General features: G+C 60.2%; 21 protein-coding genes. 1 reads left to right on the top strand and 20 read right to left on the bottom strand.

The genetic code is table 11. The features are described 5' to 3' along the window. Positions 1 to 236: 236 nt before the first annotated feature. From ACZ0AI_RS03675 to flhA, 14 genes are all read right to left on the bottom strand, one after another. Entirely contained in the window at positions 237 to 635 is a 399-nt protein-coding gene (locus ACZ0AI_RS03675; protein ID WP_463564607.1) for a DUF2802 domain-containing protein, read from the bottom strand. Between the two features lies 1 nt (position 636). Then, positions 637 to 1116: a chemotaxis protein CheW gene (locus tag ACZ0AI_RS03670; RefSeq protein WP_225831817.1), complete on the bottom strand. Its 480-nt coding sequence runs from the start codon at positions 1114 to 1116 to the stop codon at positions 637 to 639. A 90-nt stretch (positions 1117 to 1206) separates the two neighbouring features. Continuing rightward, positions 1207 to 2034, bottom strand: a complete 828-nt coding sequence (locus ACZ0AI_RS03665) for a CheW domain-containing protein (protein WP_463564606.1) — start codon at positions 2032 to 2034, stop codon at positions 1207 to 1209. A 92-nt stretch (positions 2035 to 2126) separates the two neighbouring features. Then, positions 2127 to 2915: a ParA family protein gene (locus ACZ0AI_RS03660; protein WP_463564605.1), complete on the bottom strand. Its 789-nt coding sequence runs from the start codon at positions 2913 to 2915 to the stop codon at positions 2127 to 2129. Between the two features lie 52 nt (positions 2916 to 2967). Next, on the bottom strand, positions 2968 to 3840 hold the full coding sequence (motD, locus tag ACZ0AI_RS03655; RefSeq protein WP_463564604.1) for a flagellar motor protein MotD: 873 nt from the start codon (positions 3838 to 3840) through the stop codon (positions 2968 to 2970). A 2-nt stretch (positions 3841 to 3842) separates the two neighbouring features. Then, positions 3843 to 4583 (bottom strand): flagellar motor protein, encoded by a 741-nt coding sequence (locus ACZ0AI_RS03650; RefSeq protein WP_463564603.1) that lies wholly within the window; start codon positions 4581 to 4583, stop codon positions 3843 to 3845. Next, positions 4583 to 5710, bottom strand: coding sequence for a protein-glutamate methylesterase/protein-glutamine glutaminase (locus ACZ0AI_RS03645; RefSeq protein WP_463564602.1), 1128 nt, complete (start codon positions 5708 to 5710; stop codon positions 4583 to 4585). The genes ACZ0AI_RS03650 and ACZ0AI_RS03645 overlap by 1 nt, the downstream gene beginning before the upstream one ends. 42 nt (positions 5711 to 5752) lie before the next feature. Further along, a complete protein-coding gene (locus tag ACZ0AI_RS03640; protein WP_463566230.1) occupies positions 5753 to 7966 on the bottom strand; it encodes a chemotaxis protein CheA in 2214 nt (737 codons plus the stop codon). Positions 7967 to 7977: 11 nt separating this feature from the next. After that, positions 7978 to 8766: a protein phosphatase CheZ gene (locus ACZ0AI_RS03635; protein ID WP_463564601.1), complete on the bottom strand. Its 789-nt coding sequence runs from the start codon at positions 8764 to 8766 to the stop codon at positions 7978 to 7980. A 19-nt stretch (positions 8767 to 8785) separates the two neighbouring features. Then, positions 8786 to 9160 carry a chemotaxis response regulator CheY gene (locus ACZ0AI_RS03630; RefSeq protein WP_225831800.1) on the bottom strand — a complete coding sequence of 125 codons (375 nt, stop codon included), beginning with the start codon at positions 9158 to 9160 and terminating at the stop codon, positions 8786 to 8788. 153 nt (positions 9161 to 9313) lie between these two features. Beyond that, positions 9314 to 10057, bottom strand: a complete 744-nt coding sequence (gene fliA, locus ACZ0AI_RS03625; protein ID WP_463564600.1) for an RNA polymerase sigma factor FliA — start codon at positions 10055 to 10057, stop codon at positions 9314 to 9316. Beyond that, positions 10054 to 10893, bottom strand: a complete 840-nt coding sequence (gene fleN, locus ACZ0AI_RS03620) for a flagellar synthesis regulator FleN (RefSeq protein ID WP_225839697.1) — start codon at positions 10891 to 10893, stop codon at positions 10054 to 10056. Before fleN ends, fliA begins: the two co-directional genes overlap by 4 nt. An 87-nt stretch (positions 10894 to 10980) precedes the next feature. Continuing rightward, positions 10981 to 12288, bottom strand: a complete 1308-nt coding sequence (flhF, locus tag ACZ0AI_RS03615) for a flagellar biosynthesis protein FlhF (protein WP_463564599.1) — start codon at positions 12286 to 12288, stop codon at positions 10981 to 10983. A gap of 15 nt (positions 12289 to 12303) precedes the next feature. Beyond that, positions 12304 to 14412 carry a flagellar biosynthesis protein FlhA gene (flhA, locus tag ACZ0AI_RS03610; RefSeq protein WP_463564598.1) on the bottom strand — a complete coding sequence of 703 codons (2109 nt, stop codon included), beginning with the start codon at positions 14410 to 14412 and terminating at the stop codon, positions 12304 to 12306. A 254-nt stretch (positions 14413 to 14666) separates the two neighbouring features. On the opposite strand from flhA, the gene sodC reads away from it, so the two are divergent. Beyond that, the gene (gene sodC / locus ACZ0AI_RS03605) at positions 14667 to 15188 is read left to right on the top strand and encodes a superoxide dismutase [Cu-Zn] SodC (RefSeq protein WP_463564597.1); all 522 of its coding nucleotides are present in this window, start codon (positions 14667 to 14669) and stop codon (positions 15186 to 15188) included. Between the two features lie 44 nt (positions 15189 to 15232). Here sodC and flhB read toward each other — a convergent pair whose 3' ends face one another. The 6 genes from flhB to fliN are packed head-to-tail and all read right to left on the bottom strand — an operon-like array spanning position 15233 to position 19110. Further along, positions 15233 to 16369 carry a flagellar biosynthesis protein FlhB gene (gene flhB, locus ACZ0AI_RS03600; RefSeq protein ID WP_463564596.1) on the bottom strand — a complete coding sequence of 379 codons (1137 nt, stop codon included), beginning with the start codon at positions 16367 to 16369 and terminating at the stop codon, positions 15233 to 15235. After that, complete coding sequence (fliR, locus tag ACZ0AI_RS03595) at positions 16369 to 17145, bottom strand: flagellar biosynthetic protein FliR (RefSeq protein ID WP_463564595.1); 777 nt, start codon at positions 17143 to 17145, stop codon at positions 16369 to 16371. Before fliR ends, flhB begins: the two co-directional genes overlap by 1 nt. Continuing rightward, a complete protein-coding gene (fliQ, locus tag ACZ0AI_RS03590; RefSeq protein WP_463566229.1) occupies positions 17145 to 17414 on the bottom strand; it encodes a flagellar biosynthesis protein FliQ in 270 nt (89 codons plus the stop codon). Before fliQ ends, fliR begins: the two co-directional genes overlap by 1 nt. A 10-nt stretch (positions 17415 to 17424) precedes the next feature. Beyond that, entirely contained in the window at positions 17425 to 18210 is a 786-nt protein-coding gene (gene fliP, locus ACZ0AI_RS03585; RefSeq protein ID WP_463564594.1) for a flagellar type III secretion system pore protein FliP, read from the bottom strand. Next, the gene (fliO, locus tag ACZ0AI_RS03580; protein ID WP_463564593.1) at positions 18210 to 18635 is read right to left on the bottom strand and encodes a flagellar biosynthetic protein FliO; all 426 of its coding nucleotides are present in this window, start codon (positions 18633 to 18635) and stop codon (positions 18210 to 18212) included. Before fliO ends, fliP begins: the two co-directional genes overlap by 1 nt. A 4-nt stretch (positions 18636 to 18639) precedes the next feature. Beyond that, the gene (fliN, locus tag ACZ0AI_RS03575) at positions 18640 to 19110 is read right to left on the bottom strand and encodes a flagellar motor switch protein FliN (protein WP_463564592.1); all 471 of its coding nucleotides are present in this window, start codon (positions 19108 to 19110) and stop codon (positions 18640 to 18642) included. Positions 19111 to 19127 lie beyond the last annotated feature (17 nt).

Raw genomic sequence — 19127 nt, 5'->3', positions numbered from 1 at the left:
CTTCGCGCCGGGGGCGACGCTCCTACAATCGGGATAACCGCCGCGTTCATGTAGGAGCCGCGCCCCCGCGGCGAATCGCATAGGCAACGCATTTATCGCGGCACGGCCACAATCGTTCGCGCCGGGGCGACGCTCCTGCAATCGGGAAGATGTAAGTCGCAATCCTGCGCCAACACGGCGTAGCCCGGGTTGAGCGCAGCGATACCTGGGATTGGGGGGATTTACGGAAGTGATGCCTAAGAGCGGCGCGACTGGTGCAGCTTGGCGACCAGTTCTGCCTCGGCCTTGCTCAGGCCGCAGGAATGGGTCAGGTCGTCGGCACTGGCACCCATGCCCACCAAACGCGCGGCTTGGGTAAACGACAGGCTGGAGGGATCACGCTGTTCGATCTGGATCAGTTTGTCCGGCAGCGGCGCAACGGTACGTCGCAGCTCGTGGAGCTCTTCGCCCATGCGAATACTGCCGGTAAGGTAGGTGTCCAGACGCTTGCCGAGCTCGCGGATGCGCTGGTCACGCTGGGTATCGCGCTCAGCCTGCAGCTGACTGGCCAGGCGCAACCGCCCTGCCAGCCAGACGCAGGTGCCAACCAGGCCGACGCAGACCAGAGCGAGAACGATGAGCGCGACTTCAAGCACCTCAGATGCTCTCCAGCTCCGACCACTCTTCCTCGGTCATCATCTTGTCCAGCTCGACCAGGATCAGCAGCTCGCCGTTCTTGTTGCACACGCCCTGGATGAACTTGGCCGACTCGTCGTTGCCGACGTTCGGTGCGGTTTCCACTTCAGACTGACGCAGGTAAACCACTTCGGCCACGCTGTCGACCATGATGCCCACCACCTGCTTGTCCGCCTCGATGATGACGATACGGGTGTTGTCAGTGACATCTGACGAATCCAGGCCGAAACGCTGGCGCGTGTCGATCACGGTGACTACGTTACCGCGCAGGTTGATGATCCCCAGCACGTAGCTCGGCGCACCGGGTACCGGGGCGATTTCCGTGTAGCGCAGGACTTCCTGCACCTGCATCACGTTGATGCCGTAGGTTTCGTTGTCCAGACGGAACGTCACCCACTGCAGGATCGGATCTTCAGCGCCTTGTGCAGAGCTTTTCTTCATGGCCTAGCCTCGTCATTGACCGCGCGTGGCGGTGTGCGGGAGTCCCGCTATTCAATCGGCCGCGCGTGCAGGAGCCCGTGCGGCCAGTAATCAGTGTATCTGCCCGTTGTTCATGCGTTTGGCTGCACCGCTGGCAATCAACTCAGCCAACGCAGCCACATCCAGCAGCGCGCACATGTGTTCAATCACCGTGCCTGCCAACCAGGGCCGCTGCGTACGCTGGCTACGCCACTTGATCTCGTCCGGACTCAGGCGAATCGAGCGGCTGACCTGATGAACGGCCAGCCCCCACTCGTAGCCCTGAACGGAAATCACGTACTGCAGCCCCTGACGAAAATCTTCCCGGTAGCGATCCGGCATGACCCAGCGCGCCGTGTCGAGCACCTTCAGGTTGCCGGACTGTGATGGCAGTATGCCGAGAAACCAGTCCGGCTGGCCAAACAAAGGTGTCAAATCTTGCCCGGCCAGCGGGTAAATCGACCCGAGACAGACCAGCGGCACAGCCAGCGTCAGGCCGGCGACATCGAACAGCAGGCATTCGAACGGCTCTTCAGCCCACTCGGGGCGACCGTCGGCGAGTACCGAGGCGATCTGTGGCGCCGGGCGATGCACCTCGGCCACAGGTTCCACCACCGTCGGCATGGCAATCGGCTCGACGAACACCGGAGCCAAAGCCTCGACGACCGGCTCGACAATCACCTCGGCAACCGGCTGCACCAACGTCAGGGGCGTGGCTTCGACACGCGGCACCGTCTGGGCATCGCGAATCTGCTCCTCAAGCACAGCAGCCTCGAACTCATCGAGGCTGTTCTCGGCAAGCTCCAGTTCGAGCTCGACCGCCGCGTCTTGCAGCAAACCATCGAGGTAGGACTGCAGTGCCAGCTGGGGCCGTGTGGCAGTGGCAGTTGAACGACTCATGAATGCAACCCGCAATGGAGACCTGTATGAGCTATCGGCCGCAGTGGCGGCAGACTTGAGCCAGTTTGTGCAGAATAACCAGCCATCATGGATCAGGCCACCTGAGACGCAGGTTGTTGTGCCAACAAATGCTTGAGCAGCGCACGGTAGGCAATCGTGCCGCGGCTGTTGCCATCGAACTGCGAAGGCGTCAGCCCTGCCCGGCTGGCATCACGCAGGCGAGTATCAATCGGAATGTAGCCTTGCCAGAGCGTCTCCGGATAGCTGCTCTTGAGCAACCGCAAGGTGGACATCGACGCCTGGGTACGACGGTCGAACAGGGTCGGTACGATGGTGTAAGGCAAAGCATGCTTACGCGAACGGTTGATCATCGCCAGGGTGCTGACCATGCGCTCCAGGCCTTTCACCGCGAGAAACTCGGTCTGCACCGGGATCACCAGTTGCTGGCAGGCAGCCAGGGCATTGACCATCAATATGCCAAGCAGCGGCGGACTGTCGATCACCGCGTGATCGAAGTCCTGCCACAGTTGCGCCAGGCTCTTGGCGACCACCAGACCAAGGCCGCTCTGTCCGGGAGACTGACGCTCCAACGTGGCGAGAACCGTGCTCGATGGCAGCAGGGAAATTCGTTCATGACTGGTGGGTAGCAACAACTGCTTCGGTAGCTCCTGAGGCACGTTACCCTGATGCTGGAAGAGGTCGAAGACGCTGCGCTCCAGGCTATCGGGATCGTGACCGAAATAGCTGGTCATCGAGCCATGCGGGTCGAGATCGACCACCACCACACGCTTGCCAGCATCCGCCAGTAAACCTGCCAGGGCGATGGACGAGGTGGTTTTACCCACACCGCCTTTCTGATTGGCTACAGCCCAAACTCTCATACTCTTCATCCTCCCGGAACAGGCTGCGCCTGGCCGAGACTGAGTGCCCACTTCATTGGGCAGGCGACGGGGAATTGACGGCCCCATTTGCTGGAGCCTGTACTGCAGGCGCTGAAGCAGGTTGCGTGCCAGCCCGCTGCAGAGCCGTGTCAGGCTGGGCATTGGCACTACCCACACCACTTACACTACGCCGCACATCGAGATTGCGCGAGACCACCAGTACCACCCGACGGTTGCGTGCCCGGCCCTCTGCCGTGGCGTTGTCGGCTACTGGCTGGAACTCGCCATAGCCTACGGCGGCCATGCGTGACGGGTCGACGCCATCCATGGCCAGCATCCGCACGATGCTGGCAGCGCGTGCAGTAGACAGCTCCCAGTTGGTCGGAAACTGCGCAGTTCTGATCGGCTGGTTATCGGTAAAACCTTCCACATGCACGGGGTTGCCGTAGGGCGCCAGGATTTTGGCAATCTTCTCGATGATCTCGAAAGCCATATCGTTCGGCAGCGCATCGCCACTGGGAAACAGCAGACCGGAGCTCAACTCGATCTCGATCCACAGCTCATTGCCGCGCACCTTCAATTGATCGCTCTGCAGCAGCCCGCCGAACGCATCACGAATGCTGTCGGCGATATTCTCCAGTGTAGAAGCGGCGATCTGCTGGGCTGACTCTTCGTCGACCATCGAGCGATCCGGCTCGGTGGTACGCGGCCTCTCATCGCCCACGGGAATGGGTTTGATCGAACGATCCGGCTGGTTGAATACACCGGTCAGGGTTTCCGAAAGGATCTTGTACTTGCCCTCGTTGATCGAGGAAATCGAGTACATCACCACGAAGAAGGCGAACAGCAGCGTGATGAAGTCCGCGTAGGACACCAGCCAGCGCTCGTGATTCTCATGCTCTTCGTGACGACGTCGGCGAGCCATGGTCAGCTCATGAAGCCTTGCAGCTTCAACTCGATGGAGCGCGGATTTTCACCCTCTCCGATGGACAGGATGCCTTCGAGCAACATCTCCCGATAAGCCGACTGGCGCATGGCCACGGACTTGAGCTTGGCGCCAATCGGCAACAGCAGCAGGTTGGCGATGGCCACACCGTAGATGGTGGCGACGAAAGCGACGGCGATCCCGCCACCGAGCAGGCTCGGATCGGCCAGGTTGCCCATCACGTGGATCAGCCCCATGACCGCACCGATGATGCCGATGGTCGGCGCGTAGCCGCCCATGCACTCGAAGAACTTGGCAGCCTGTATGTCGCGGCTTTCCTGTGTGTAGAGGTCAACCTCGAGAATACTACGGATGGCTTCCGGCTCGGCGCCATCGACCAGCAGTTGCAGGCCCTTGCGTGCGTAGGGATCGGCTTCGCCGTCAGCTACAGCCTCGAGGCCGAGCAAACCTTCCTTGCGCGCGGTCATGCTCCAGTTCACTACCCGATCGATGCCACCGGACAGATCGATCTGCGGTGGAAAGAAAATCCAGCGCAGGATGCTCATGGCGCGCTTGAATACGGTGACCGGTGTTTGCAGCAAGGCCGCTCCCAGCGTGCCGCCGATCACGATCAGCGCCGCCGGGCCGTTGAGCAGTGCCGAGACATGACCGCCTTCCAGGTAATTGCCGCCAAGAATGGCGACGAATGCCAGGATGACACCGATCAGGCTCAGTACATCCATCAGAGGCAGGCCTCGACCAGATGCCGGCCGATGTCATCCAACGGGTACACCGCGTCCGCCAGATTCGCCTTCACGATCGCCATGGGCATGCCATAGATCACGCAACTGGCTTCGTCCTGCGCCCATACCTGGCTGCCACCCTGTTTGAGCAAGCGAGCGCCTTCACGACCATCGGCGCCCATGCCGGTGAGCACCACGGCCAGCACCTTGTCGTTGTAGGACTTGGACGCCGAGCCAAAGGTGATATCCACACAAGGCTTGTAATTCAGGCGCTCGTCACCGGGCAGGATGCGGATGGTGCCGCGCCCGTCGATCATCATCTGCTTGCCGCCTGGTGCCAGAATGGCCAGCCCGGGGCGCAGGATATCGCCGTCTTCGGCTTCCTTGACGTTGATCTTGCAGAGTTTGTCCAGACGCTCGGCAAAGGCCTTGGTGAAGGCTGCGGGCATGTGCTGGATCAATACGATTGGCGTCGGGAAATTCGCTGGCAACTGGGTCAGAACCCGCTGCAGGGCAACCGGGCCACCCGTCGAGGTACCGATCGCTACCAGCTTGTAAGCCTTGCGCTTGGGCGCGGAGCTAGCGGCGGACGAATGACGCTCGGCCGGCGGATGGCTGACGCTTGGTTGTGGCCGCGCGGCAGGTGCAGGTGTGCTCGAAGTGCTGGCAGGTCGGCTCAGGCTACCGCCGGCAGGCGGCGTCAGGGACGCCGCGCCGATCCCCCGGCGGTTGCTGCGCGAAATGCTGTGCACCTTCTCGCACAACAGTTGCTTGACCTTCTCCGGGTTGCGCGAGATGTCCTCGAAGTTCTTCGGCAGGAAATCCACCGCCCCGGCATCCAGCGCATCCAGGGTGACCCGAGCGCCTTCGTGGGTGAGCGAGGAGAACATCAATACCGGTGTCGGACAGCGCTGCATGATGCTGCGCACGGCCGTAATGCCGTCCATTAACGGCATCTCGTAGTCCATGGTGATCACGTCCGGCTTGAGTGCCAGCGCCTGATCGATGGCCTCACGTCCGTTGGTGGCCGTGCCGACCACGGTGATGTTGGGATCGGACGAGAGGATCTCCGAGACCCTGCGGCGGAAGAAGCCGGAGTCGTCGACCACCAGTACCTTGACAACCATAAACACTCCTAAGCAGCACGGCAGAGGCCGTGCTGCGGACAATCAGATACGCCGTGCGTAGCGCTTGAGCATGCTTGGCACGTCGAGAATCAGGGCGATGCGCCCGTCACCGGTGATGGTCGCACCCGACATGCCAGGCGTGCCTTGCAGCATCTTGCCCAACGGCTTGATCACCACCTCTTCCTGGCCGACCAGTTGATCGACGACGAAGCCGATACGCTGATTGCCGACGGTGAGAATCACCACATGGCCTTCGCCTTGCTCTTCGTGGGCAGCCTTACTGACCAGCCAGCGCTTGAGATAGAACAGCGGCAATGCCTTGTCGCGCACGATCACCACTTCCTGGCCGTCGACCACGTTGGTGCGCGACAGGTCGAGGTGGAAGATCTCGTTGACGTTGACCAGCGGGAAGGCAAACGCCTGGTTGCCGAGCATCACCATCAGCGTCGGCATGATTGCCAGGGTCAGGGGCACCTTGATGACGATCTTCGAGCCCTGGCCTTTCTGCGAGAACACGTTGACCGTGCCGTTGAGCTGGGAAATCTTGGTCTTCACCACGTCCATGCCGACGCCACGGCCGGACACGTCGGAAATCTCGGTCTTGGTCGAGAAGCCGGGTGCGAAGATCAGGTTGTAGCATTCCAGATCGGTCAGGCGGTCGGCCGCGTCCTTGTCCAGCAAACCCTTTTCTACGGCTTTGCTGCGCAACACGTCGGCGTCCATGCCCTTGCCATCATCGGTGATCATCAGCAGGATGTGATCGCCTTCCTGCTCGGCAGACAGCACCACGCGACCGGTACGCGACTTTCCGGCAGCCTCGCGCTCTTCCGGGCTTTCCACGCCGTGGTCAACCGCGTTGCGCACCAGGTGAACCAATGGATCGGCGAGGGCTTCGACGAGGTTCTTGTCGAGATCCGTCTCTTCACCAACCAGTTCCAGGTTGATCTCTTTTTTCAGTTGCCGAGCCAGGTCACGAACCAAGCGCGGGAAACGCCCGAAGACCTTCTTGATCGGCTGCATGCGGGTCTTCATGACCGAGGTCTGCAGATCGGCGGTCACAACATCGAGGTTAGACACAGCCTTGGACATGGCCTCGTCGCCGCTGTTGAGCCCCAGGCGCACCAGGCGGTTACGCACCAGCACCAGCTCGCCGACCATGTTCATGATTTCGTCCAGACGCGCGGTATCGACCCGCACGGTGGTTTCCGCTTCATTCGCTGGAGCAGGAGCTGGAGCAGCGGCCGGCGCTACGGCAGCGGCTTTAGCAGGCTCGACCTTGGTCGCCGGTGCTGGTACAGCCTTGGCTGCTACCGGCACAGCGGGTTTGGCTACAGGTTTCGGCGCCGCAGCTGGGGCAACAGCAGCGATCGCCGCTGGTTCGACAAACTTACCTTTGCCGTGCAGCTGATCGAGCAGCGACTCGAACTCGTCATCGGTGATTTCATCGCTCTGCGCCGCAGAGCTGGCGGACGCAGCAGGAGCCGTCGGTGCCGGCGCCTCTACCGCAGCAGCGACGAATTGGCCTTTGCCATGTAACTGATCGAGCAGAGCCTCGAATTCGTCATCGGTGATGTCGTCGCCATTGGCGCTGCTCGAGACACTGGCCGGTACAGGCGCGGCCGTTTCGGCAGCGGCTGTCGCCGAAGCCGCGAACTGACCTTTGCCATGCAACTGATCGAGCAGCGACTCGAATTCATCGTCGCTGATTTCGTCGTCCGAAGCGCTCGCTTGCGGTTGTGGTTCGTCGTCCAGAGCATCGAGGAGCTGTGCGAACTCACTGTCGGTGATGTCCGCCTCTGCTTGGGCGGCCTGGGCTACTGATTCAACAGGCATAGCTGCAGCAACCGCAACAGACCCTGCGGCAGGAGCAGGCTCAGCGAGTCGTGCCAGCGCTGCCAGCAGCTCGGGAGAAGCCGGCGTCGGCGTAACACGCTCGCGTACTTCGGTGAACATGCCATTGACGGCATCCAGCGCTTCGAGCACTACGTCCATCAACTCGGAGTCGACGCGACGCTCACCCTTACGCAGGATGTCGAACACGTTCTCGGCAATATGGCAGCATTCCACCAACTCATTGAGCTGCAGGAAGCCTGCCCCGCCTTTTACCGTGTGAAATCCCCGAAAAATCGCGTTGAGCAGATTCATATCGTCCGGGCGGCTTTCCAGCTCCACCAACTGCTCGGACAACAGCTCGAGAATCTCGCCGGCCTCTACCAGGAAATCCTGGAGGATTTCTTCATCGGCGCCGAAGCTCATATGACGTGCTCCTAAAATCCCAGGCTGGACAGCAAATCGTCGACGTCGTCCTGGTTCGATGCGACGTCATCACGCTTATCGGCATGAATCTGTGGACCTTCACCATGGGACGTATTTTTTTGTTTGTTCTGCTCTACACGTAATTCATTGTGATCGTGATCGATGCCGGCGAAACGGTCGACCTGGCTGGCCATCAGCATCAGTTTCAGCAGATTGCTCTCTACCTCGGTCACCAACTGGGTGACGCGTTTGATCACCTGCCCGGTCAGATCCTGATAGTCCTGCGCCAGCAAAATGTCGTTGAGGTGCCCGGACAGTTTGCTGTTGTCACGCTGGCTGCGCGCCAAAAACAGCTCGATGCGTTTGGCCAACTCACGGAAAGCCTCAGCGCCCATTTCACGGCGCATGAAACGCCCCCAATCTTCGCTCAGAGCATCGGCTTCGCTGCTCAAATCATTGACCAGTGGTGCACTCTGCTCGACCAGATCCATGGTGCGATTGGCCGCACGCTCGGTCATGGTCACGACGTAGTTGAGCCGCTCCGTCGCGTCAGATATCTGTGAGACTTCATTGGCGTGGGGCACCCGAGGGTCAAGCTGAAAATTGACGATGGCGTTGTGCAGCTCACGCGTGAGCTTGCCGACTTCGTGGTAAAGACCACGGTCGCGTGCCTTGTTCAGTTCATTGATCAGCTGTACCGCTTCGCCAAAGTTGCCTTGTTCGAGGCTGCTTACCAGTTGGCGGGCATTGCTTTTCAGAGTCGACTCGAGGTCGGCCTCTTGAGAATCTTCGTGTTCCATAACAACCTCGCGGCAGACATCAGCCGTTGACCCGCTCGAAGATTTTTTCGATCTTTTCCTTGAGCACCTGGGCGGTGAATGGCTTGACCACGTAGCCGTTCACACCAGCCTGAGCGGCCTCGATGATCTGATCACGCTTGGCTTCTGCCGTTACCATCAACACTGGCATTTGCTTCAAGCGTTCATCCGCACGCACCGCGCGCAGCAGATCGATTCCGCTCATGCCCGGCATGTTCCAGTCGGTCACTAGGAAGTCAAAACTGCCGCTTTGCAGCATCGGCAAGGCCGTGACGCCATCGTCGGCTTCCGCCGTATTGGTAAAGCCCAAATCACGCAAAAGATTCTTGATGATCCGGCGCATCGTCGAGAAATCATCGACGATGAGGATTTTCATGTTCTTGTCCAAGTCGACCTCCGTACAGTCCTAAAACGCCATCAGCATTCTGAAGCGCTTATAAATCGTGAAACCGGCCTGGCGGAACGCCGCAAAACTATTGCGCCCGGCTTTGCTGCGTTCACTGTGTTTTTCCAGCGCCCTGCTAATTCCTTATGCGCGCCATTCCACTAACCGTGCGCGTAAACGCGCGGCACACTGACTGTGTAATTGGCTGACCCGCGACTCACTAACCCCCAGTACCTCGCCGATTTCCTTGAGATTCAACTCCTCGTCGTAATACAGCGATAACACCAACCGCTCACGCTCCGGCAGATTGCTGATAGCGTCGGCCAGCGCTGCCTGGAAACGATTGTCTTCCAGTTCATGCGAAGGCCCTTGCAGCAAGGAGCTTGTGTCTTCCTGCAGCCCACCGCTTTCGCCTTCTTGCAACAGATCGTCGAAACTGAACAGGCGGCTACCCAACGTGTCGCCAAGAATGCCGTAGTAATCTTCGAGACTCAATTGGAGTTCGGCAGCAACCTCCTGATCTTTAGCGTCTCTTCCCGTTCTCGCTTCAATTTTTCGGATTGCGTCGCTGACCATCCGGCTGTTGCGGTGCACCGAACGCGGCGCCCAATCACCCTTGCGCACCTCATCAAGCATCGAACCCCGGATACGGATACCCGCGAACGTCTCGAAACTGGCGCCCTTACCGGCGTCGTATTTACGCGATGCCTCAAGCAGGCCAATCATGCCGGCCTGAATAAGGTCGTCCACCTGCACATTGGCAGGCAGACGCGCCAACAGGTGGTAGGCGATGCGTTTGACCAATGGCGCGTAACGCTCAATCAACTGATGCTGTGAATCTCGTGCTGTTGCCTTGCTGTACATACGGAGTCCAGAGGCTGTCGTCATACAGCCGTGTCTGCAGTCGGTTGTTGCACCAGGCGTTCAACGAAAAATTCCAGGTGGCCTCGCGGGTTGGCCGGCAATGGCCACGCATCAACCTTCTGGGCAATCGCCTTGAACGCCAGCGCGCACTTCGAACGAGGGAACGCCTCATATACCGCACGCTGTTTCTGTACGGCCTTGCGTACCGATTCGTCATAAGGCACTGCGCCCACGTACTGCAGCGCAACATCCAGAAAACGGTCGGTCACCTTGGTCAGCTTAGCAAACAGATTACGGCCCTCTTGCGGGCTATGCGCCATATTGGCAAGCACCCGAAAACGGTTCATGCCGTGGTCACGATTGAGGAGCTTGATCAGCGCGTAAGCGTCGGTGATCGAGGTCGGCTCGTCACATACCACCACCAGCACTTCCTGCGCAGCACGTACGAAGCTCACCACCGAGTCGCCGATGCCCGCGGCGGTGTCCACGATCAGTACATCGAGGTTGTCGCTGATATCACTGAAAGCCTGGATCAGACCGGCATGCTGCATGGGCGTAAGCTGCACCATGCTCTGAGTACCGGAGGCCGCCGGCACGACACGAATGCCACCCGGACCCTGCAGGACAACATCGCGAAGCTCGCACTGGCCGTCGATGACGTCAGCCAGGGTGCGCTTGGCCGTCAGGCCGAGCAATACATCGACGTTGGCCAGCCCCAGGTCAGCATCCATGAGCATGACGCGCCGACCGAGATCCGCCAGCGCCAACGACAAATTCACCGACACATTGGTCTTGCCAACGCCGCCCTTGCCGCCGGTCACCGCGATCACCTGTACGGGATGCATACCCATGTTATCTATACACCTTGTCTAACTTCGCTTTAGAGCCACATGGCCATTGTGCGCTGCTGGAACGACCACAGCCAGCGCTTCGCCACACCTGCATGATCATCCTGCGCGTCGTGCCGGGTCTTGGTACAACCCGGCAAACATATCGGCCATCGTATCCTCACTCGGTTCATCCGGAGCCTGCAGGCCTACAGCACGGCTGACCAACTGATGGCTGCGCGGCACATGTACATCGTCCGGAATTCGCGGGCCGTCTGCCAGATAGGCTACCGGTAGACGGTGGCTAATAGCCAGACCCAATACCTCTCCCATGCTGGTTGCCTCATCCAGTTTACTCAGAATGCAGCCGGCCAGCCCACAGCGCTTGTAACTGTGATACGCCGCCTTGAGAACTTGCGCCTGGCTGGTTGCAGCCAGCACCAGATAATTGCGGGCGTTGATGCCTCGGCTTGCCAGGGTCTCCAGTTGCATACGCAGCGCTGGGTCGTTGGCTGGCAGGCCAGCAGTATCGATGAGAACCACTCGCTTGCGCACCAACGGCGCCAGCGCCTGAGTCAATGACTGACCTGGATCAACGTGGGTCACGGAAACGCCAAGGATACGGCCCAGCGTTTTGAGCTGCTCCTGAGCACCGATGCGGTAGCTGTCCATACTCACCAGCGCGATATTCGCAGCGCCGTACTTGAGTACGTAGCGTGCCGCGAGCTTGGCCAGGGTGGTGGTCTTGCCCATGCCAGCCGGGCCGACCAGGGCGATCACACCGCCCTCCTCCATCGGCTCTTGCTTAGGCGTCTGAATTGAGTGTGCCAGGTGCGCCAGCACCATACGCCAGGCCTGGCGTTGATCGCTCAGCGAGGCAACGCGCTCAAGCAGTGTGCGTGCCAGGTCAGCCGGCAAACCCATGCGCTGCAGGCGGCGCCACAGGGCGGCCTGCTGTGGGCGGCGGCTCTGCATCTGCCCCCAGGCCATGGAACCCATCTGCATTTCGATCAGCTCACGCAAGCCATGCAATTCGGAGCGCATGGATTCCAGGGCAGACTGGTCGACCGAAGCCGAGGCCGGCTTCTTCTGCTGACGCTCGAGTACGGCGTCCAGGCTGTCGGCTGGTGCCACGCTCGGCGCTTCGGCGAACAGCTGACGATCCTTACCGGCATCGAGCTGCGCACGGGTGCTCAGCTCGGCCTGAGCGGAGGCGATGCGCGACTGCGTCTTGCGCAGCTCGGCCTCCAGGGCCGGATTCGGTTGCCGCGCCGGAGCGGGTTGAACCTGATAATCGAGTGCGGCCGTCAACTCCACGCCACCTGCCACGCGGCGGTTACCGATGATGGTCGCATCAGCGCCCAGCTCATCACGAACCAGCTTCATGGCTTGGCGCATATCGGCGGCAAAAAAGCGTTTGACCTGCATGGCCCGTACCCTCGATTAGTTCTGCCCCACCGTCGCAACGATGGTGACCTGCTTGTTGTCCGGAATTTCCTGGTACGCCAGAACATGCATGCTCGGGACGGCCAACCGGGCGAAACGCGAGAGCATTCCCCGAACCGGCCCGGCCGCCAGCAGAATCACCGGCTTGCCAAGCATCTCCTGACGCTGCGCTGCTTCCACCAGGGAACGTTGCAGCTTCTCGGCCATGCCAGGCTCCAGGAGGATGCCATCCTCGGAGCCTTGACCGGCCTTCTGAAGACTATTTAGCAATATCTGTTCCAACCTTGGTTCAAGGGTGATCACAGGCAGCTCCGGCTCTAGTCCCACGATGTTTTGCACGATTGCGCGAGCCAGCGAGACGCGTACTGCGGCAACCATGGCGGCGGGATCTTGACTCCGTGGCGCGACGTTAGCGATGGCTTCGGCGATGGTACGGATGTCGCGCACCGGCACCTGCTCCTGCAGCAGTGCTTGCAGCACCTTGAGCAGGGTCGACAGCGAGATCAGGCCAGGAACCAGCTCTTCTGCCAGTTTTGGCGAGCTTTTCGCCAACAATTGCATCAATTGCTGGACTTCTTCGTGGCCTAGCAGCTCGTGGGCATGCTTGTGCAGAATCTGATTGAGGTGGGTGGCGACTACGGTACTGGCGTCCACCACGGTGTAACCAAGGGACTGCGCCTGATCGCGCTGGCCTGGATCGATCCACACAGCTTCCAGACCGAACGCCGGATCTTTGGCGGCCACGCCGTTGAGGGTGCCAAACACCTGGCCCGGGTTGATCGCCAGCTCGCGATCCGGATACACCTCGGCCTCGGCGACGCTGACCCCCATCAAGGTCAGGCGATAAGCGTTAGGCTGCAGATCCAGGTTGTCGCGAATGTGCACGGACGGCATCAGGAAGCCCATCTCCTGAGAGAGCTTCTTGCGTACGCCCTTGATCCGCGCCAGCAGCTGCCCGCCCTGGTTGCGGTCGACCAGCGGAATCAGCCGGTAACCGACTTCCAGGCCGACCATGTCGACCGGCATCACGTCATCCCAGCCCAGTTCCTTGACTTCCTGAGCGCGCTGAGCGGGAAGTAGCTCCTGCTGACGCTGTACTTCCTGGACTTCGACTTCCTTGGTCTTGCGCTGCTTGTTGGCGATCCAGTAGGCAGCGCCAGCGGCGACCAGACCCAAGCTGATGAAGGACATGTGCGGCATGCCGGGCACCAGGCCCATGGCGATCATGATCGCCGCCGACACAGCCAGCGCGCGTGGCGAAGCGAACATCTGACGATTGACCTGGGCGCCCATGTCTTCGGAGCTGGAAACCCGGGTCACCATGATCGCTGCGGCGGTCGACAGCAGCAGCGACGGGATCTGCGCCACCAGGCCGTCACCGATGGTCAGCAGGGTGTAGATGCGGCCAGCATCGCCGAAGCTCAGGCCGTGCTGCAGCATGCCGATGGCAATGCCACCGATCAGGTTGATGAATAGAATCAGCAAGCCGGCGACGGCGTCACCGCGTACGAACTTGCTGGCACCGTCCATGGAGCCGTAGAAATCGGCCTCCTGAGCGACCTCGGTACGGCGCTTCTTGGCTTCGACTTGGTCGATGAGGCCGGCATTGAGGTCGGCGTCGATAGCCATTTGCTTACCGGGCATGGCGTCCAGGGTGAAACGTGCGCTCACTTCGGAGATACGCCCGGCACCCTTGGTGACCACCACGAAGTTGATGATCATGAGGATCGCGAACACTACGATACCGACCACGTAGTTGCCGCCGATCACCACTTCGCCGAAGGCCTGAATCACCTTACCAGCGGCGTCGTGACCATCCTGCCCGTTCAGTAGCACCACCCGTGTGGAGGCAACGTTGAGCGCCAGGCGAAGCAGGGTCGCGGCCAAAAGGATGGTCGGGAACACCGCGAAATCCAACGGCCGCAGGGCGTAGATCGCCACCAGCAGCACGACGATCGACAGCGCGATGCTGAAGGTGAACAACACGTCGAGCAGGAATGGCGGGATCGGCAACATGACCATGGCAAGCATGATCAGCAGCATCAACGGAATACCAAGATTGCCGTCGCGCAACCCGGACAGGTTGCTGCGAACGTTGCCAATCATTTGTGCGCGATCTACTGCCACGTGGTTACCCCGGATTATTCAATCTTTTGACGCCTAAACGCCCTTGCTGCCGGTGTTTGCAAGAACCTTTCCAACTCTTCGAAAAGTGCGAAATACCTAGACTGCAGAGCCAATCAGGACTGCCATAACCACCCCGGAGCGAAACGAAAACACGAACCCCGTCGGCAAACCCGAGTCCACACCCTGTGGGCGACGGTTTTGCCCGCGGATTTTCCATCCTCGAGGAGTCATGTATGAAACGCTGGATGATGGCCGCATTGGCCAGTTGCTGCGCTGCAAGCCTGCAAGCCGCCGACCTGACGGTCGACCTCAACGCCGTAGACGCCAAGGGTGTCGGCACTTCGGTTGGCAAGGTGGTGATCAGCCAAAGTCCTTATGGCGTGGTTTTCACGCCGGAGCTGCACGATCTGGAACCCGGCGTGCACGGCTTTCACGTACACGGTAAACCCAGCTGCGATCCGGCCCCTAAAGACGGTCAACCCTCAGCAGCCGAGGCGGCTGGTGGCCACTGGGATCCACAGAACACCGGTAAACACGACCTCCCGTGGGGTGACGGCCATCTGGGTGATCTCCCTGCCCTGCTGGTCACCGCAGACGGCAAGGCCAACCAGCCAGTGCTGGCACCTCGAATCAAGAGCGTGGACGAGCTGAAGAATCTGGCCCTGATGGTTCATGCCGGTGGCGACAACCATGCTGACCACCCGAAACCGCTGGGCGGTGGTGGTGCTCGCGTGGCCTGTGGCGTGATCAAGTAATACCGCAGACGCACATCGCAGAACGCAGTTCTCGATGTGCGTGCTTACTCGTCGCGACGTAGATCTGGTGGGATGGGCAGATCCTTGAGCGGTACCGGGCGCTTGCCCTTGCCAGCCTGGTACTGACGGATCTGATAGACGTACGCCAGCACCTGGGCGACGGCCAGATAGAGCCCTGCGGGGATTTCCTGGTCGAGCTCGGTGGTATGATAAATCGAGCGCGCCAGCGCAGGTGATTCCAGCAGCATGACCTTGTGCTCCTGGGCGATCTCGCGGATCTTCAATGCGGTGAAATCACTGCCCTTGGCGAGCAGCATGGGCGCCTGCCCCTTCTCGGGGTCGTATTTCAGGGCCACCGCGAAGTGGGTTGGGTTGGTGATCACCACATCGGCTTGCGGCACGGCCTGCATCATGCGGCGTTGTGTCATTTCGTGCTGCAACTGACGAATCCGTTGCTTGACCTCGGGCTTGCCCTCGCTGTCCTTGTACTCGTCCCGAACCTCCTGCTTGGTCATCATCAGCTTCTGCTTGTTGTCCCACAGCTGAAACGGAACATCGACGGCCGCGATCAGGATCAATCCAAAGGACATCCACAGCGCACTCCACCCCACCACTTCCGCCGAATGCATGATGGCCGACTCAATCGGCTCATTGGCGATCGCCAGCAGATCGTCCCGATCCATCGACAGCACCACCAGCGCGACCAGCAGGATCAGGATGAACTTGGCCAGCGCCTTGAGCAGCTCGATCAGCGCCTTCATCGAGAACATGCGCTTGAGCCCGGCCAGCGGGTTCATGCGGCTGAACTTGGGTGCCATGGCCTTGGCCGAGAATAACCAGCCGCCCAGACAGATAGGGCCAATGATAGAGGCGATCAGCAGAACGATGAACAGCGGCATGAGCGCCTCAAGGGCCACCTTCCCGGAAGCGGCCAGCAATAACGCCATATTTCGCTCGTCGAAAAGCGCCTCACGTGTCAGCTCGAAATTGCCGCGCATGATTTCCAAGAGCGCATTGCCAATGGCGCCTCCCGTGGCCAACAAACCACCGGTACCTGCCAGCATGATGGCAAAGGTGTTCAGCTCGCGTGAGCGCGCTATCTGACCTTTCTCACGAGATTCCCGACGGCGTTTATCCGTGGGTTCCTCGCTTTTATCGGCACCACTCTCCGACTCGGCCATCAGCTCGCCCTCGCCAGTTCGCGCAACATGATCAGCGCCTCGGATGCCAACGCCTGATAGTGCGAGAGGATATCGGCCAAGGAAATCCACACGATCACCATGCCCAGCACCAGCGTCAGTGGAAAACCGATGGAAAAGATGTTCAGCTGCGGCGCCGCACGGGTCATTACGCCAAAGGCGATATTGACCACCAGCAGCGCGGTAACCGCCGGCAGCACCAGAATCAGCGCCGCGCCCATCACCCAGCCGAGCTTGGTTGCCACCTCCCAATAATGCTCGACCTGCAGCCCGGAGCCCGGCGGCAACGTTACGAAACTCTCGGCGAGCACCTCGAAGACCACCAGATGGCCATTCATGGCCAGGAACAGCAGGGTCACCAGCATGGTGAAGTACTGACCGATCACCGGTACCGAAATACCGTTGGCGGGGTCGACCATGGACGCGAAGCCCAGGCCCATCTGCATCGCCAGGATCTGCCCGGCGACCACGAAGATGTGAAAGAACAGTTGCAGCACGAAGCCGAGCATCACGCCGATGAGGATTTCCTGGGCGATGAGCATGAAGGCTTGCAGGCTTATGGATTCCACCTGTGGCATGGGCGGCAAGGTAGGCACCAGAACCACACTGATGGCCAGCGACAGGTACAGCCGCACACGCGTCGGCACCAGTTGCGTGCCGAAGATCGGCATCACCATCAGCAACGCTGCGATGCGAAAGAGCGGCAGCACGAAGCTACTGACCCAGCTACCTATCTGTGCATCGCTCAGCTCGAACATCAGCCGATCAGCTGCGGAATGTTCATGATCAGGTTCTGGGTGTACTCCATCAGTTGCTGCACCATCCAGGAACCGGCAACGATCAGAGTCAACAGCATCACCAGCAAACGCGGCAGGAAGCTCAGCGTTTGTTCGTTGATCTGCGTGGCAGCCTGGAACATCGCCACCAGCAGACCCACCAGCAGGCTGGGCATGACCAGCAAACCGACCATCAGGGAGATCAGCCAGAGCCCTTCGCGGAACAGGTCGACAGCAACTTCAGGGGTCATGTGAGCCTCGCTATAAAGTGCCGAAACTGCTGGCCAGAGTGCCCATGATCAACGCCCAGCCATCGATCAACACGAACAGCATGATCTTGAACGGCAGCGAAATGATCAGTGGCGACAACATCATCATACCCATGGCCATGAGGATGCTCGCCACCACCATATCGATGATCAGGAACGGGATGAAGATCATGAAGCCGATCTGGAAGGCAGTCTTCAGCTCGGAGGTCACGAACGCCGGAATCAGGATGGTCAGCGGTGCCTGCTCCGGACTGGCGATGTCGGTGCGCTTGGACAGACGCACGAACAGCTCCAGGTCGCTCTCGCGAGTCTGTGCCAGCATGAAGTTCTTGATCGGCACTTCAGCCCGCTCGATCGCCTGTTGCGCTGGCAGTTGCTGACTCAGATAGGGCTGCAGCGCCTCACGGTTTATCTGATCGAACACCGGCGCCATGATGAACATCGTCAGAAACAACGCCAAACCGATGAGAATCTGGTTGGACGGCGTCTGCTGCAGACCCATGGCCTGACGCAGGATGGAGAATACGATGATGATCCGCGTAAAGCTGGTCATCAGCATGACAAACGCCGGAATGAAGCTCAGCGCGGTCATGATCAGCAGGATCTGCAGACTGACCGAATATTCCTGCTGCCCCTCGGCATCGGTGCTCAGGGTGATCGCAGGAATCGACAGCGGGTTGTTGCCCTGCTGGATCAGCGAGATGCCACCAGGCGGCTCCTGAGCGAAAGCCAGGGAGGCGCCTAGGGTGAACACCAGCATAAGCAGAAGGCGCAGCATCAGGACTTGTCCTTCTGATCCTTGCCCAGCAGCTCCATCAGGCGCTGAGCGAACTCCGTCGAAGCAGGCTCGGCGTCAGGCAGATGCACCGGCTCGTTCATCACGTGCAATTGATTGATTCGCCCCGGGGTCAAGCCAAGCAATATCTGCTCGTTACCCACTTGCACCAGCACCAGCCGGTCACGCGGGCTCAAAGCCTGGGTAGCCACGATCTTGATCACCTTGCCGCCATTGGGCCCCAGGCGCTGTACGCGGCGCATCATCCAAGCGAGCAGAAAGATCAGGCCAATGACCAGCAACAGGCCGATGACCAATTGCACCAGTTGGCTACCGATACCGCCGGTGGCTGCAGGCGCCTGGGCCGCAGGCTCAGCAGCCAACGCAGAGAGCGGCAGCGCCAGTAGAGTGAAGAGGATTTTTTTCATGATTTCAGCGCAGCTTCTTGATGCGTTCACTGGGGCTGATCACGTCGGTCAGGCGAATGCCAAACTTCTCGTTGACCACCACCACTTCGCCATGGGCGATCAAGGTACCGTTGACCAACACGTCGAGCGGCTCGCCAGCCAGGCGGTCGAGTTCGATCACCGAGCCCTGGTTCAGCTGCAGCAGGTTGCGGATGGTGATATCGGCGTTGCCCACTTCCATGGAGATGGACACGGGAATGTCGAGGATCACATCGAGATTCGGGCCGTCCAGGCTAACGGGGTTGTTGGCCTTGGGCATGCTGCCGAACTCTTCCATGGGCGCCCGCGGCGCAGCCGGCTGGCTTGCTGCACTGGCGGCCAGCATGGCGTCGATGTCGTCCTGCCCGTCAGCATCGCCGGACTCAGACAGGGCAGCAGCCCACTCATCGGCCAGTGCCTGTTCCTCGGGCGTGGTGTTTTCGTTCTCGTCTGCCATCGTTCAACCTCGGCTGG

Source organism: Pseudomonas sp. AC355, assembly GCF_979258205.1.
This window is presented reverse-complemented; position numbering and strand designations above follow the sequence as displayed.